The sequence below is a fragment of the Phenylobacterium sp. genome (genome assembly GCF_041916435.1).
Classification (GTDB): Bacteria; Pseudomonadota; Alphaproteobacteria; order Caulobacterales; family Caulobacteraceae; genus Phenylobacterium.
Map to the genome: position 1 here is coordinate 155,106 of NZ_JAYRZM010000006.1, position 13,758 is coordinate 168,863.

Genomic DNA, 13,758 nt, shown 5'->3' on the forward strand with positions numbered 1-13,758 from the left:
CTGCCGCCACGTCAGGCGCCCCAAAACCGAAAGGATCGGCCGGACGCGGTCTCGACGTGCAAATCGGCGGCCAAGGACGGGGGGATGGCGGTGGCTCGCATGCTACTTGCTCGTCGTCGATCCGGACTCCAGGCTCACGCCCGACGCGCCGCCGGACGTGGGCGCGACGACCTTGCCCTTGGCGTAGCGGTCCTGCGCCAGCCCCACGCGCGCGCCGTCCGAGCCCGGCGCGGGATCGCCCGTGTAGCGCGCGTCGGGATCGGCGATCTGGGCGGCCAGGTCCTGGCGCAGCGCCACGCCGAAATCGCTGGTGAGGTGCTCGGGCGCGGTCACGCACCCGCTCAGGCCAAGGCCGGCGACGCCGGCGACGAGGAGGGCCGTGCGAATGATCATGGCGGGCTTCCTAGAAGAGGACATGGCCGTGAGGTCCCTCGATCCCGCCCTTGCCGGGCTCGGAGCTCAGCAGCGCGCGGTCCTCGGGGCGCAGCTTCGGCGCGGGGCCCTGCTGGGCGCCCAGGAGGAACAGCTCCAGGTCGGACGGCGGCGTGAAGGTTTCGCCCGGCAGCGCCACCGGCCCGCGGCGCGGGGTGACCAGGTGCGGCGTCACCACGATCACCAGTTCGGTCTCGTCGCGCTGATAGCCGTTGGACTTGAAGAGCGCGCCCAGCACCGGCATGTCGCCCACCCAGGGCAGTTGGCGCACCTCGCTCTGGTAGTCTTCCTTCAGCAGCCCGGCGACGGTGAAGGACTCGCCGTCGCGCAGCTCCACCGTGGTGTTGGCGCGGCGCACCTTGATGCCGGGCACCTTGATCGTGCCGAGGTCCACCGAGACCGTCGGGTCGATGCTCGACACCTCCGGCTTGGCCACGATGTTCATCAGCCCGTCCTTCAGGAGGGTCGGGGTGAAGGCCAGCGAAACGCCGAACTGCTTGTATTCGATGGTGATCGTCGGCGTCTGTCCGTTGGTGTTGGACTGCGCCACGGGGATCGGGAACTCGCCGCCGGCCAGGAACGAGGCGGTGTCGCCCGACATGGCCACCAGGTTCGGCTCGGCCAGGGTCTTGACCAGGCCCTTGGTCTCCAGCGCGTCGAGCAGGATCTCCAGGTTGCCGTTGTAGAGGGCCGAGACCAGGCCGAAGGTGTTGGCCGAGGTGACGTTGCCCAGGTTGGTGTCGCCGGTGAACACCGAGACCTGCGGCTGGTCGCCCGACAGGCTGCGGTTGACGTTCAGCCGCAGGTTCTTGGCCACCGTGCGCTGCATCTCGACGAAGCGCACGGAGAGCATGATCTGCTGGGTGCCCTCGACCCCCAGCATGTTCACCACCTTGGTCGGCGCGTAGGACTCGGCCAGGGCCAGCACCTTGTGCAGGTTGGCCGGGCTCGACACCGATCCGGAGAGCACGATCGACTGGTTGGCCGGGCGCACGGCGATGTCGTGCTCTTCGGGCAGGATCTCGTTCAGCCGCGTCTTCAGTCCCTCGATGTCGGCCGAGACGACCACGTTCGCGGCCGAGATGAGCTGCTTGCCAGGGCCATAGACCGACAATGCGGTCGAGCCGATCTGCTTGCCGACCACATAGATCGAGCGGTTGGTCAGCGGCAGCACGTCGGCCGTGTCGGAGTTGGCGATCATCACGTCGGTGTAGGGCGCGGGAAGCTCGATCACCTGCGACTTGCCGACCGCGACGGCGACCTCGGCGCTCGCCGGGGACGCCGCTTCCGCCTGGGCCAGGACCGGCGCGGCCGCGCCAGAGGCCAGGAAGATGGCTAGCGCCAGGGCCGCTCCGTGTCTGGTCGATCTGGAAACTGCGAACACGTCATTTCCCACGCGCCCTTCCGGCGCGCCTCTGTTTGGTTTGCGCCTATCGCCCGGCGAGCTGGTATCCGGTGGTCTCCACGCCCCGGGTCACGCGCACCTCGATGGCTTGGGGACGGGCGGCGGCCTTGGCGCGGACCCGGCGGCCGGGTTCGGCCCGCGGGACGGTCCCGCTCAGGTCGGCGACGGTGAAGGTCTTGCGCGGCAGGACCGCGTCGTCGGAGATCTGGCGCAGCGCCAGCGAGACGGTGCCCAGCGACAGCGCCAGCGGGATGGCCTGGGCCTGGTCGGGGCTCACCTCGACCGTCACCGCCTTCGACACCACCGGCTTGTCGGCCTCGGTGTCCGCGGTCTGGTCGACCGCCAGCACCAGGGCGTTCTCGGCCAGGACCTCGGTGAGGTTGGTCTCGGTCTCGCCCTGCTTGACCGTGCGGGTCAGAAGGATGTCCACCCGGTCGCCCGGCAGGGCGAACCCGCCCACGGCGGTGACCGCGTCGGAGCGGATGCTCACCGCCCTCATGCCGGGCGTCAGCACGCCGGACAGGTTGAACTTGCCGTTGGCGCCGGTGAGCTTGGCGTTCAGCACCGGCTCGTTCACGTCCATCGGGCGCAGGGCGGTGCGCGAGACGCCCTTGCCGGCAAGCTGGTCGACGGATTGGAAGGCCCCGGCGGGCACGGCCGCCTTGGGATAGTTGACGACCTTCAGCATGGCCGGCTTCAGCTCGGCGCCGCGCGCGATCGCCGTCGCGGCGACCACCACGGGCGTGACGTTGCTCTCGGCCACCGCGGCCGGCTTCTGCGCGCTCAGCATGCCGCGCACCAGCACCACGGCGATGACGCCGAGCAGGATGGCTATTGCGAAGGATGCGATCGTTCGGACTGACATCGCCGGTTGCTCAGGCATGACCCGGCGTTCGCACGGACCGGATGGGTGCCGCGCGCCGGGCGTCGTTGAAGTCGAAGCGCGCCGCGGCCCTCATCGGACCGCGGCCGCGGCCAATTCGCTAGTTCAGTTGGCCGTTGATGATGACCGAGGCGCGATTGAGCGCCGCGGAGATCGCGTTGCCCAGGCCGAGGGCCGAGGCGGCGATCGCGCTGCCGATGATGGCCAGGATGAGGACGTATTCGGCCGCCGAGGCGCCCGACTCGTCTTTGAAGAAGGAAACGAACTTGTTCATGTCGAAGACCCACGTTGCTGTTTGCCGCACCGCATCTGCTTGATGCGATCAAGGTAGGGCCGCCGATCCCCCCGCAAGACCTCCGAACCCTTGAAGCAACGAATCCACAACCTTAGCGATCTGTAAACGCTAATAGATGGTTAACGGCAAGATTTCGCCTTGAAATATTTAAGAAATTCTATCGCCGCGCGATATTCGCCTCAGGTAAGGTTAACATTATTGAATGTTAGAATTTCGAATTCCACCACCAGAACGCGGCCCAGAACATCCAGATCAATTGAGAGTGGCTAGAAGTGCGAGCGCCGCTCCACCCAGAGTCTGAATGACTTAAACGGACGCCTGAGTATTTCGCCCGTCACGCGCATCTATACTTGAGCGCTCGCCCCCTGAGGGAGACGCTCCCTGCGGCCCTAGGCCGACTTGAACCAGGAGCGCGCCGGCGACAGGCGCAGGCCCTTCGTGGCCAGGACCGCGGCGCCGACCGCCGCGAGCGCGAGCAGTGCGAGCGCGAGGGCTTCCTCGGCCGGCGAGTGCTGCGTGGCGAGCAGCATGAACGGAGCGAACGGCGGCGCGTAGATCAGCCAGCCTAGCGCACCGGCCGAATGGTTCGCCGCCAGGGTCGTGAAGAAGACGGCGAGCAGCAGGGCGAACATCGGCCGCGCCAGGTTCTGGGCGTCGGCGTTGTCCCTGGCCCGCGTGCCGGCCGCCACGGTGAGCAGGCCGTAGAAGCCGAACGCCAGCACGTAGATCAGCATGGCGCGGGCCAGCGCCAGCGGATCGGCCAGGCCGTGCAGCAGTTGCGCGATCGCGTCGCTGGCGCCGGGGTTGAGCGCGCCCAGCGCGAGCGCCGAGGCGAACCAGGCGCCCAGGACCACCAGGGAGACCGCGCCGACGCCGATGAGCTTGCCCATGACGATGTCGAACGGCCGGGCCGCGGCCATGAGGCTTTCGAGCGCGCGGTTGGAGCGCTCGCGCACCACCGCCTGCAGCAGCATGCCGAGCGAACCCGTCAGGGTCATCCAGAGCATCATGATCAGGGCGAACCGCGAGGCCGCCGCCGGATCGGTCTTGGCCTTGGCCTCCGCGGCGGCCACCTTGACCGGCTCGCCCACGCCCTCCTCGGCGACAAGCCGGGCCAGCTTGGCGCGCCCTTCGGCGCCCAGCGGAAACGCCTCGCTGAACTGCGCGGTCATCGCCCCGTCGGCGCCGCGCGCCAGCTTCATCGTCGCGGCCGGAGCGATCTCCGAGCCGCCCTGCGCGGCCACGAACGCGCCGCCGGCCAAGAGGAGGGGCGCGACCACCAGGGCCACCCAGAAGCTCACCGTGGTGGTGTAGGTCTTGAACTCGCGCTCGGCGATCAGCAGGGCGGCGCGCATCAGGCGGCCCTGCCGGCCAGCACCGCGCTCGAAGGCGCGGCCAGCTCCCAGAAGGCGGCCTCCAGGTCGGCCTTGATCGGCTCGAAGGCGAGCACCCGCACCGAGCGGGCGGCGAGCGCGCGCAGCAGCGCCGGATGCGTCACCTCCGCCGGCAGGGTCACCCGCCAGCGGCGCGCGGCGCCGACGCCGGTGGACATGGGCCGCGCCTCCCCGCCCACCTCGCGGGCGGCCTCGATCAGGCCCGCCTCGTCCGGCGTGACCAGCACCGCGCCATGGCCGGCCTGCGAGGAGGCCTCGGCGAGCGGGCCTTCGAACACGGTGCGCCCGTCGGCCAGCATGACCACGCGGTCGCAGAGCGCCTCGGCGGCCGACATCGAATGGGTGGAGAACAGGATCGCCCCGCCCGCCCCGCGAAACTCGGCGAACAGCGCCAGGATCTCGCTCTGGGCGATCGGGTCGAGGCCGGACAGCGGCTCGTCCAGGATCAGCAGGTCCGGCTCGTGGGCCAGGGCGCAAAGGATCTGCACGCGCTGGGCGTTGCCCTTGGACAGCTCCTCGATCCGGGCGCCGCGCCGGCCCTCCAGGCCGATCCGTTCCAGCAGCCGGTCGGCCGAGGCCAGCGCCGCGCGCCTGGACAGCCCCTTGAGCCTGGCGCTGAAGGCGATCACGTCGCGCGTGCGCTCGCGCGGGAAGAGGCCGCGTTCTTCGGGAAGGAAGCCGACCCGGCTGCGCGTCGCCGCGCTCGCGGGCTGGCCCATCAGGCGGACCTCGCCGGCGTCGGGCGCGATCAGCCCCATGACGCAGCGGAGCGTGGTGCTCTTGCCCGCGCCGTTCACGCCGATGAAGCCGACCACCTCGCCGGTCCGCACCGTCATCGAAACGGCCTCGATCCCCGCCCCCGTCTGGAAGCGCTTGCGAAGGTCTCGGACCTTCAGGATCTCGGAGGACGGCGGGCGCAGCACGTTGCGAGTAACGCTTTGACGCCCTTAAGCATCTGCTAACGGCGCGGCCCGCGCACGGCTACTTGAGCGGGTAGCAGGCCTCGGCCGAAATCGGCACCGTCCTGGACACCAGGCCGGTGGTGAACACGTAGTTCGCCGTGCCGGTCACCTTATTGCCGCAGCCCGGCCGCGAGAGCGTGAACGTCGGGGTGATTGTCGGCCCCTTGTAGACCGCGGCGGCGTAGGCGGCGACCAGGTCGGGATCGCCCCCGCCGCAGTCGACCTTGACCGTCGCGCACCGCGCCGCGTCCTCCACGGCGAAGTGCAAGGTGGCCATGGTGTAGAGCATCAGGCCCGCGTTGATCACGCCCAGCGTCAGCATCACCAGCAGCGGCAGCACCAGCACGAACTCGGCCGCCGAGGCCCCGCGCTCGTCGCGCAGGCCGCGGATCCAGGCGATCTGACCGAAGCGGCGAAGCATCTAGTTCAGCCTCATCCAAGCCGTCCGCTTCATCGGCGTGGTCAGCATGGAGGCGACCGTCACCCCGCTGAAGACCGGCGTGTAGTCGTAGGAGACGGTCACCTGGATGTAGTCGCCCGGCGCGGTCTTGCTGCCGCTAATCACCGCATCGCAGTTCGCCGGCTTGGCCGTCGGATCGTCCCCGATCGTCCAGGTGTCGCCCACCGCCTGCAGGGTCTGGGCCTCGTCCGTGCAGTACCAGCCCTCGACCGGGGAGCCGGCGTCCAGGCTGATCTGCTCGCCCAGCGAGGTCGACTGGACCGCCGTGGCGACCGCGTTGGAAAGCTCCGGGCAGTTTTCCGTCGCCGGCAGGAAGTCCTTGCTGTTGCAGGTGTACCAGGCCGCCTGGACGCCCGCCTGCGCGGCGAGGTCGAGCTGCATGCGCTGAAAGGCGTAGACGCCGAGATCCACGGCGTTGAGCACGGGAAAGATCAGCAGCGCCAGCCACAGCACGAACTCGGCCGCCGCCGCGCCGCCGGTCTCGCCCAGGAACCGCCGGGCCAGGCCCTTCGCCGATGTCGCTCCAACGCCCACGGTCACTGCACCAGGGCCGGACGGGCCGAGGTCGGCCCGCTCGGCGGCGTCAGGCCCGCCGCGGCGCACTCGCTCTGGTGCTCCAGGATCGTGGCCGTGCCGTTGGACAGGAAGGTGTCGACCACCAGCGCGAAGCAGTCGTGGCCGTTGCTGGCCTTGTTGACGACGCCGCTGAAGGTCACGTCCGCGTTCGGCATGTAGATCAGGCCGGTGATGTCCCAGGTGGGGCTGTTGCCGGCCGCGGACCAGTCGATCCCGCTGGTCAGCGCCGGGTCCTGCACCATGGCGATGCCCGACCAGTCGCCGGTGGTCGGCGCGGCGATGTCGATCGTGCCGCCGCCGACCAGCGTATGCGTCGGGCTCAGGCCCGAGACCGTCGGGCCGGAGAAGATGATGGTCAGTCCCGAACCGGCCGCCGTGCTCAGCGTCATGCCGCTCGGGATGTTCAGGCTGCCGTTCTCGACGACGATCACGCCGCCGTCGGCGGGCGTCGAGACGCTGAGGTTGCCGGTGAGGACCACGTCGCCGCAGTAGATCTTCGGCGTGGAGGTCAGCACCAGCGAGCCGGACAGCTTGTTCGAGGCCGGCGTCGGGCTGTTCTTCTTGCCGGTGTCCTGGGGATAGGTGCTCTTGCTGCCGGCCGGCGAGCAGGTGTTCGCCGGGATCTGGTCGGCCAGGTCGGCGTAGGGATCGGGAATGGGATCGACGCCGGTGGTTCCCGTGCCCCCGGCCGCGCAATCGCTGGTCGTTCCGCCCGCGTCCGAGGCGTCGGCCTTCAGATCGTGGCCCTTGCAGCTCGCATTGCCGTTGGTCGCCACGTTGCAGCCGGTGAAGTCCGCCTTGGGCGAGCCGTGGGTGCTGATGCCGTCGACCGTGGGCCCGCCCGACGCCAGCGCCAGGAGACAGTAGGTGCCCGCCCCGCTCTTGCCGCTGGCGACCGCATAGGCCTGGATCGTCTGGGCCCGCCCGCCGCCCAGCGCGGCGTCGCCGTTGAAGCCGACCAGGCGCACCAGATAGATCGGCGCCAGCCGGGTGATGGTGACGCTGTAGCACTTGGCCGAGCCGTCCGGGCAGGGCGCGGTGTTGCTCGCCGTCACCGTGGTGTTGTCGGCGCCGTCGACGAAGCCGAACTTGGCGGCCACGGACTTGGCCTCGGAATCGTAGGGCTGGCTCAGGCGGACGGTGTGGCAGGAGTCGGCGGCGTCGCAGCCGTTGGTCGCCGCCGCGATGGCCGCGCTGTCGGCCGCGTTCTGCATGGCGCGCTGGGTCAGGAACCAGCTCGACGCCTCGGCGGCCATGCCCAGCACGCCGATCAGCGGCGCCAGCATCAAGGTCAGCAACGGGCTGACGCTGCCGCGCGTGCTGCGGACCATGCCGGCCAGGATTCGGAACACGATCATCGACGTCAGGCCCGTTCAGACGCCCCGGGTCCCGCTCTGGGGCGGCGCGAGGGATCGGACGAACGCAGCAAGAACCACGCCATCCCTCTTGAGCTGGTCGTCGCCAGAACCGCCCTGGGCCGCATGACTAGGTTCGCGCCGGGCCGCGCGATCAAGGCCAGACAAACGCGGCGCGAGGAATTCCTAATTCCCCATAATAGACAAGGCAGTGCTAGTCGGTGTTCAGCCGGTAGCCCTCACCCGCCTCGGCGATCAGGAACCGCGGGTTGGCCGCGTCGGGCTCGATCTTGCGCCGCAGTTGCCAGGCCAGCACCCGCAGGTTCATGGCGTCGGCGTCGGAGCCCGGCCCCCAGACCACCTCGATGATCCGCGAGTGGGAGACGATGACGCCGCGCGCCTCCATCAGAAGCTGCAGCAGCTCGGCCTCCTTCTTGGAAAGCCGCACCGGCTTGCCGTCGACGATCGCGCGGCGGCTGGCCGCGTCCAGTTGCAGCCCCGCGTCCGAACGGCTCTCCAGGGCCGGGCGGATGCGCGGGGGCCGCAGCGCCACGCGGATGCGCGCCAGCAGTTCGCCCATGTCGAAGGGCTTCTGCACGTAGTCGTTGGCCCCGATGTCCAGGGCCGCGATCTTCTCGCGTTCCGAATCCCGGGCGGAGATGACGATCACCGGCGCGCGGGTCACCGCCTTGGCCTGGTTGATCACCTCCTTGCCGTCGGCGTCGGGCAGGCCCAGGTCGAGCAGGATCACGCCGAACTCGTCGCGGATCAGGTGCTTGAGCGCGTCGACGCCCCGGCCGACGGTGGTCACCACGTAGCCGGCCTGCCGGAGCGAAGTATCGAGCATGCGGGCCAAGGGCTCTTCGTCTTCGACGACGAGGATCTTTGCGGCGGACATCACGGCGTCTCCACAAGCGGAAGTGAAATTGAAACGACAAGGCCGGTCTGGCCGTCGCCGCGGTTGGCCGCCTCGACAGAACCGCCCATCATGACCATCAGGCTTCGCGTAATGTAAAGGCCCAGTCCCAGGCCCGGCGCGGAAGCATTGTTGCGATAGAAGCGCTCGAAGATCTGTCCTTGACTGGACTGCGGCACGCCGCAGCCCTGGTCGATGACGTCGATAGTCACCATTCCGGGCGATCGCCGGCCCTTGACTTGGACGACCGTGCCCTCGGCGCTGTACTTGATCGCATTCTCCAGGACATTGCCGAAGACTTGTCCGAGCAGTTTGGCGTCGGCGCGCGCCTGGGTGGGACCGATATCGACCTGCAGGAAGCGCCGCGCGGCGCCGGCCTCGCCCAGTCCTTCCCAGACGTCGTAGATCAGATCGTCGACCTGCACCTCGGTCGGGTTCATCTCGATCGCACCGGCCTCAAGCCGCGCCACGCTCAGGAAGTTCTCGACATAGCGGCCCAGGCGCTGGGTCTGGTCCTTGATGATCAGCAGGAGCTCGCGCCGCGCCGCCGGATCGCCGTCCGGCGGCTGGGCCAGGATGCTCGTCACCGAGCCTAGGACGCCGGCGAGCGGCGAGCGGAAGTGGTGCGAGACCGCGTCGAGCAGGATCGTGCGCAGGTGCTCGGTGCGGGCGCTCGCCTCCACCTGCGCCTTCTCGGCCTCCAGCCGGCGCAGGGCGGCGGCGGCGGCGGCCACCGAAACCAGCGAGCCCGCGCCATCCCCGGCGAGCGCGCCCGCCTCGCGTCCCGTGCGCGGACGCCAGACCACCGCGCCCATCGCCCGGCCGTCCCAGGCGAGTTCGGCCGAGCGCCAGCCGTCGCGCTCGCGCGCCTGGGCGTCGGCGGGAGGAACGTCGCCCGCGGCCCGAGCGAGCACCGCGCCGGACGGGTCGAGAACGGCCAGACCCTCGCGGTCCGGCGCGCGCAGATGCTCCACGAGCTTGGCGGCGATCGCGCGATCGTCGCGCGCGCCCAAGAGGTCGCCGATGGCCTTGGTCATCCGGTCCAGGTCGCCGCGGGCCTGGTGCAGGCGGTCGGCGATCAGCCCGACGCCGAGCCCCGAGGCGCCGAACGCGGCGATCAGCAGCGCCTTGTCCAAGGCGCTAGGGGCGAGCTTGGCGCCGATCTCCGCCGGGGCCAGGCCCATCGCGAGCACGGTCAGCAGGCCCGCCAGCAGGCCAAAACGCGCGCCGGCGACGCCGCCGACCAGCAGGGTCGCGCCCAGCAGCACGAGCAGGCTGGGCGTCGCGCCCAGGGCGCCGTTGAGCAGCCACACGCTCGCCCAGGCGGCGGAAATGACGCTCAGGCTGGCCAGCAGCCGCTCGATCTCCTGGCCGGGCGCCCTGGCGCCGAAGGCGGCCGTGGCGCGATCGGTGCGGATGAGGAAGTCGGAAAGGCTGGCCGCCGCCGGGCCTGGACGGCGCGCCTCGGCGAGCCCGGCCCGCGCCGCGGCGGCCGCGCGCCGGCGCCGCGCGATGTCGGCGCTCATTCCGCAGAGCAGGACTCCCAGGCCCGCCAGCGCCAGGAACGCGCCCTGCGCGCTCAGCGGGCCGCCGGGCAGCAGCACCACGCCCAGCGCCAGGCTGGTCAGGGCCCCCGCCGCGATGGCCAGCAACGCCGGAACCAGGCCGAAGGCGCTGGCGATCAACAGGCCGACCAGCAGGATGGCCGCCGCCGGCCCGATCGCCTGGGCCAGGGCGGCCTGGAACGAGATGGCGACCGCCGACACGCCGGCCACGATTGAGACAGCGCCCGTCAGCAGGCCGCGACCCCAGTCGCGCCCCTGTTTTCCAGCAAATTCAAAGCGTGAAGCCATTCAACGCCCGTGCGCCAACTCCGTTGGACGCGGCTGCCAGCCGCGCCGGAGCGCGCACGGTTCAAGATTCGCGCCAGCCGTGCGGCCGGCGAAGATGCGCCATCCCGGTCGCCCTGCTACGCGTACGACCGGGATGGCGCCGGACGCCGCCGCCTTGCCCGCGTCTGGGTCCGGGGTGGCGGTTGCGACGTCCGATCCTGTGTCAGGGCCGCTCGCGCGGTCCCATCGGCGGCGGGCCGCCGGCGAAGCCCATCATCGTCTGCGGCGGCAGGGCGTCGAACGCCGCCTTCTGGCTGGGCGTCAGCGACGAGTAGAAGGCGCGCGTGGCGGCCTCCACCTTGGCCATGTGCTGTTCGGCTTCCTTGTGCATGGCGTCCATCTGGTCCAAGCGCTCGGGCGTGCTCATGGCCTCCAGCTTCTCGCGGTCGGGCTTGGGCAGGTCTTCCGGATCCGGCGGCGCGGTGGCGACGACGAAGGCGTCGGCGGCCGCGCCTTGCGACGGCGACAGCTGCAGCATGGCCTTCAGCTTGGCCGCGCGCTGCTCGTTGCTGGGCGGCTCGGGACGTTCGGACTTGGGACCGCCGGGGGGCGGCGGCCCGCCGGGGCCGTGCATGGGCTCGGCCGCCAGCGCCGTGGCGGCGCAAGCTGCGGCCAGGACGACACCGGACCAGATCGCTGCGGGACGGGGCATGTGAGAGGCACTCCAGCTTTTCTGCTTGTTGGGCCCCAAGCTCTCCAGGGGGATTTGCCCCTATATTTCCGCGGCGAAACGGCAAGGGGCTCAATTCCAGCGATTTCCGACGGGCTTGTTACAAGCTTGCGGCAGGTCTTCGCCCCGGTCAGGCTTGGCGCCGCTGGGGCCGTTGGCTAGCGTCCGCCGACACCCTTGGAAGCTGACGAAAGGCGCGCCATCGCCGCGCCCAGATGGACCGCCGGCATGAAGACCATCGACACCGTCGCCGCGCTGGAAGCGATCTACGGTCAGACCAATCGCGCCTCCACCGTCAAGGAGACCGACCACGTCACCGACCACTACCGGGCGATGATCGAAGCCTCGCCCTTCGTGGCGCTGGCCACCGTCGGGCCCGAAGGGATCGACTGCTCGCCCCGGGGCGACGCGGGCCAGGCGGTGCGCGTGGACGGGCCGCGCACCCTGGTGATGCCGGACCGGCGCGGCAACAACCGGATCGACAGCCTGCGCAACATCGTGCGCGACCCGCGCTGCGCCTTCCTGTTCCTGATCCCCGGCTCGGGCAACTGCCTGCGGGTCAACGGCAAGGCCAAGGTGGCGGTCGACGAGGCGCTGCTGGACTCCCTGGCCGTGGAGGGCCAGCGCCCGCGCTCGGCCATCGTGCTGACCACCGAGGCGGTCTACTTCCAGTGCGCCCGCGCCATCGTCCGCTCCGACCTGTGGAACCCGGACAAGCACGTCGATCCGGCGAGCCTGCCCACCGCCGGCCAGATCCTGGCCGCGCTCAGCGGCGGCGACCAGGGCGGGCCCGACTACGACCGCGAATGGCCCGAGCGCGCGCGGCGCACCATGTGGTGAGGCCGCCCCTGGCGTTCGGTCCGGGCTGAGTTCACAGTGCCGCCGCCACGTCCGCCGCCGAAGGCCCGCGCCATGACCGTCCAATCCAGCGCCAACGCCGACATGATCGCCTATTGGAACGTCCAGGCGGGCGCGACCTGGGCGGCCCAGCAGGAGAGGCTCGACCGCCAGCTCGAACCCCTGGGGCTCAAGGCCATCGCCGCCCTCGACCCGAAGCCAGGCGAGCGCATCCTCGACGTCGGCTGCGGCTGCGGCCAGAGCAGCCTGGAGCTGGCCGAGCGCGTCGGGCCGGAAGGCAAGGTGATGTCGGTCGACATCTCCCAGCCGATGCTGGCCATCGCCCGGCGCCGTGCCGCCGAGGCCGGCGCGGGGCAGATCCAGTTCGTCGAGGCCGACGCCCAGACCTACGCCTTCGAGCCGCGCAAGCTCGACGCGGCCTTCTCCCGCTTCGGCGTGATGTTCTTCGACGATCCCGTCGCGGCGTTCCGCAACATCGCCTCTGCGCTGACGCCCGGCGGCCGGCTGGCCTTCGTCTGCTGGCGCGAACTGGCGCTGAACGGCTGGATGGCCACGCCGTTCGCCGCGGTCCTGCCGTTGATCCCGCCGCCCGAGCTGCCGCCGCCCCATGCGCCCGGCCCGTTCGCCTTCGCCGACGCCGACCGCTTGCGCGCCGTCCTGCAGGCGGCGGGCTTCGGCGAGATCTCGATCACGCCTCACGACCAGATGGTGGGCGCCAACGACCTGGAAACGACGGTGGAGCTGTCGTTGCGCGTCGGCCCGCTGGGCGCGATCCTGCGCGAGCAGCCGCAGCTTCTGCCCAAGGTCGAGGATGCGATCCGCAAGGCGCTGGAGCCTCACGTGACCAAGCGGGGCGTCTATCTGCCCTCGGCGACCTGGATCGTCACGGCCAGCCGCGCCTAACGGCGGGCGCGCAGCATCCGCGCCGGCACGATCCCGCGTTTGCCGTTCACGAGCGAGACGTCATACTGCATCTCACCGCCGCCGCCGGCCGGGTAGATGCGGGTGACCTTGGCCGCCACCCAGCCGCCCATGTAGAGCGCCTCCACGTCCTGTCCGACCGCGAAGGCCGCCCCGGCGACCGCGCCGCCCGCCGTCGGCGCCCTGGGCGCGGACGAGCCGCCGGAGACCCGAAGCGGGCCGGGGCACAGGAGCTCCCACTGCTGGGAGATGCCGAGCCCGCCCGAGGCGTTGTCGCGGCCGACGATCTGGCCCTTGGCGTCGCGCCAGCGGGTGCGCCCGCCGCCGATGTCGCTGTTGTCCCAGACGCCGGCCAATGTGTAGCTCTGCCCGTCGATCGGCGTGATCTTGCCATGCAGGCAGTCGGCGCTGGCCTTGTAGACCGTGATCATGTCCTCGTTCTTGAGCCCGTCGGCCACGCAGCTCCTGCTGTCGGGCTCCCAGTTGGCGCACCACTCCTCGATGTCGGCCCGGGTGATCCTGGCGGTCGCCACGGCGTTGGCCGTGCCGACGCCGCTCTTGGTCTGCACGGTCGGCGACACGCACTTGGCGCAGATCGCCAGCCATTCCTTCTGGCCGGCCGGCGCGGCCCAGGCCGCCGCGGCGAGCGACAGCACCACGCCCAAGGCGGCCAGCCCGCCGAACCAAGCTCCCTGACGCGTCATCTCAGCCTCCCAAGCCAAGGCGCCCAGCAAACCCC

Annotated in this window: 15 protein-coding genes; 2 read left to right on the forward strand and 13 right to left on the reverse strand. The window is 70.6% G+C overall.

Annotated elements, in window-relative coordinates:
- Positions 1 to 102 precede the first annotated feature (102 nt).
- From ACE3TA_RS17570 to ACE3TA_RS17625, 12 genes are all read right to left on the reverse strand, one after another.
- Positions 103 to 393 (reverse strand): hypothetical protein, encoded by a 291-nt coding sequence (locus ACE3TA_RS17570; RefSeq protein ID WP_374575611.1) that lies wholly within the window; start codon positions 391 to 393, stop codon positions 103 to 105.
- Positions 394 to 403: 10 nt separating this feature from the next.
- Positions 404 to 1,816: a type II and III secretion system protein family protein gene (locus ACE3TA_RS17575; RefSeq protein ID WP_374575612.1), complete on the reverse strand. Its 1,413-nt coding sequence runs from the start codon at positions 1,814 to 1,816 to the stop codon at positions 404 to 406.
- Positions 1,817 to 1,862: 46 nt separating this feature from the next.
- A complete protein-coding gene (gene cpaB / locus ACE3TA_RS17580) occupies positions 1,863 to 2,702 on the reverse strand; it encodes a Flp pilus assembly protein CpaB (RefSeq protein ID WP_374575613.1) in 840 nt (279 codons plus the stop codon).
- 118 nt (positions 2,703 to 2,820) lie between these two features.
- Positions 2,821 to 2,994, reverse strand: a complete 174-nt coding sequence (locus ACE3TA_RS17585) for a Flp family type IVb pilin (protein ID WP_374575614.1) — start codon at positions 2,992 to 2,994, stop codon at positions 2,821 to 2,823.
- 410 nt (positions 2,995 to 3,404) lie between these two features.
- Positions 3,405 to 4,370 (reverse strand): ABC transporter permease, encoded by a 966-nt coding sequence (locus tag ACE3TA_RS17590; protein ID WP_374575615.1) that lies wholly within the window; start codon positions 4,368 to 4,370, stop codon positions 3,405 to 3,407.
- Positions 4,370 to 5,332, reverse strand: a complete 963-nt coding sequence (locus tag ACE3TA_RS17595) for an ABC transporter ATP-binding protein (protein WP_374575616.1) — start codon at positions 5,330 to 5,332, stop codon at positions 4,370 to 4,372. Before ACE3TA_RS17595 ends, ACE3TA_RS17590 begins: the two co-directional genes overlap by 1 nt.
- A gap of 58 nt (positions 5,333 to 5,390) precedes the next feature.
- Positions 5,391 to 5,792, reverse strand: coding sequence for a TadE/TadG family type IV pilus assembly protein (locus ACE3TA_RS17600; protein ID WP_374575617.1), 402 nt, complete (start codon positions 5,790 to 5,792; stop codon positions 5,391 to 5,393).
- Positions 5,793 to 6,371 (reverse strand): TadE/TadG family type IV pilus assembly protein, encoded by a 579-nt coding sequence (locus ACE3TA_RS17605; RefSeq protein WP_374575618.1) that lies wholly within the window; start codon positions 6,369 to 6,371, stop codon positions 5,793 to 5,795.
- Positions 6,368 to 7,765 (reverse strand): pilus assembly protein TadG-related protein, encoded by a 1,398-nt coding sequence (locus ACE3TA_RS17610; RefSeq protein ID WP_374575619.1) that lies wholly within the window; start codon positions 7,763 to 7,765, stop codon positions 6,368 to 6,370. The genes ACE3TA_RS17605 and ACE3TA_RS17610 overlap by 4 nt, the downstream gene beginning before the upstream one ends.
- Before the next feature lie 211 nt (positions 7,766 to 7,976).
- Entirely contained in the window at positions 7,977 to 8,660 is a 684-nt protein-coding gene (locus ACE3TA_RS17615) for a response regulator transcription factor (protein ID WP_374575620.1), read from the reverse strand.
- Positions 8,660 to 10,444 (reverse strand): sensor histidine kinase, encoded by a 1,785-nt coding sequence (locus ACE3TA_RS17620; RefSeq protein WP_374575621.1) that lies wholly within the window; start codon positions 10,442 to 10,444, stop codon positions 8,660 to 8,662. The genes ACE3TA_RS17615 and ACE3TA_RS17620 overlap by 1 nt, the downstream gene beginning before the upstream one ends.
- A 289-nt stretch (positions 10,445 to 10,733) precedes the next feature.
- Entirely contained in the window at positions 10,734 to 11,222 is a 489-nt protein-coding gene (locus tag ACE3TA_RS17625) for a Spy/CpxP family protein refolding chaperone (protein ID WP_374575622.1), read from the reverse strand.
- A gap of 246 nt (positions 11,223 to 11,468) precedes the next feature.
- Here ACE3TA_RS17625 and ACE3TA_RS17630 point away from each other — a divergent pair, with 246 nt between their 5' ends.
- Together ACE3TA_RS17630 and ACE3TA_RS17635 are read left to right on the forward strand one after the other, a co-directional pair.
- Positions 11,469 to 12,080, forward strand: coding sequence for a pyridoxamine 5'-phosphate oxidase family protein (locus tag ACE3TA_RS17630; protein WP_374575623.1), 612 nt, complete (start codon positions 11,469 to 11,471; stop codon positions 12,078 to 12,080).
- A 72-nt stretch (positions 12,081 to 12,152) separates the two neighbouring features.
- Positions 12,153 to 13,001 carry a class I SAM-dependent methyltransferase gene (locus tag ACE3TA_RS17635; RefSeq protein ID WP_374575624.1) on the forward strand — a complete coding sequence of 283 codons (849 nt, stop codon included), beginning with the start codon at positions 12,153 to 12,155 and terminating at the stop codon, positions 12,999 to 13,001.
- On the opposite strand, the gene ACE3TA_RS17640 is transcribed toward ACE3TA_RS17635, so the two are convergent.
- Entirely contained in the window at positions 12,998 to 13,723 is a 726-nt protein-coding gene (locus ACE3TA_RS17640) for a hypothetical protein (RefSeq protein WP_374575625.1), read from the reverse strand. The two genes, ACE3TA_RS17635 and ACE3TA_RS17640, sit on opposite strands and share 4 nt — an antisense overlap.
- Between the last annotated feature and the right edge of the window lie 35 nt (positions 13,724 to 13,758).

Coding starts and splice junctions, on each gene's coding strand:
- ACE3TA_RS17570 (WP_374575611.1), bottom strand. CDS start 393: ATGATCATTCGCACGGCCCTCCTCGTCGCCGGCGTCGCCGGCCTTGGC.
- cpaB (WP_374575613.1), bottom strand. CDS start 2,702: ATGTCAGTCCGAACGATCGCATCCTTCGCAATAGCCATCCTGCTCGGC.
- ACE3TA_RS17585 (WP_374575614.1), bottom strand. CDS start 2,994: ATGAACAAGTTCGTTTCCTTCTTCAAAGACGAGTCGGGCGCCTCGGCG.
- ACE3TA_RS17590 (WP_374575615.1), bottom strand. CDS start 4,370: ATGCGCGCCGCCCTGCTGATCGCCGAGCGCGAGTTCAAGACCTACACC.
- ACE3TA_RS17600 (WP_374575617.1), bottom strand. CDS start 5,792: ATGCTTCGCCGCTTCGGTCAGATCGCCTGGATCCGCGGCCTGCGCGAC.
- ACE3TA_RS17610 (WP_374575619.1), bottom strand. CDS start 7,765: ATGATCGTGTTCCGAATCCTGGCCGGCATGGTCCGCAGCACGCGCGGC.
- ACE3TA_RS17615 (WP_374575620.1), bottom strand. CDS start 8,660: ATGTCCGCCGCAAAGATCCTCGTCGTCGAAGACGAAGAGCCCTTGGCC.
- ACE3TA_RS17625 (WP_374575622.1), bottom strand. CDS start 11,222: ATGCCCCGTCCCGCAGCGATCTGGTCCGGTGTCGTCCTGGCCGCAGCT.
- ACE3TA_RS17630 (WP_374575623.1), top strand. CDS start 11,469: ATGAAGACCATCGACACCGTCGCCGCGCTGGAAGCGATCTACGGTCAG.
- ACE3TA_RS17635 (WP_374575624.1), top strand. CDS start 12,153: ATGACCGTCCAATCCAGCGCCAACGCCGACATGATCGCCTATTGGAAC.
- ACE3TA_RS17640 (WP_374575625.1), bottom strand. CDS start 13,723: ATGACGCGTCAGGGAGCTTGGTTCGGCGGGCTGGCCGCCTTGGGCGTG.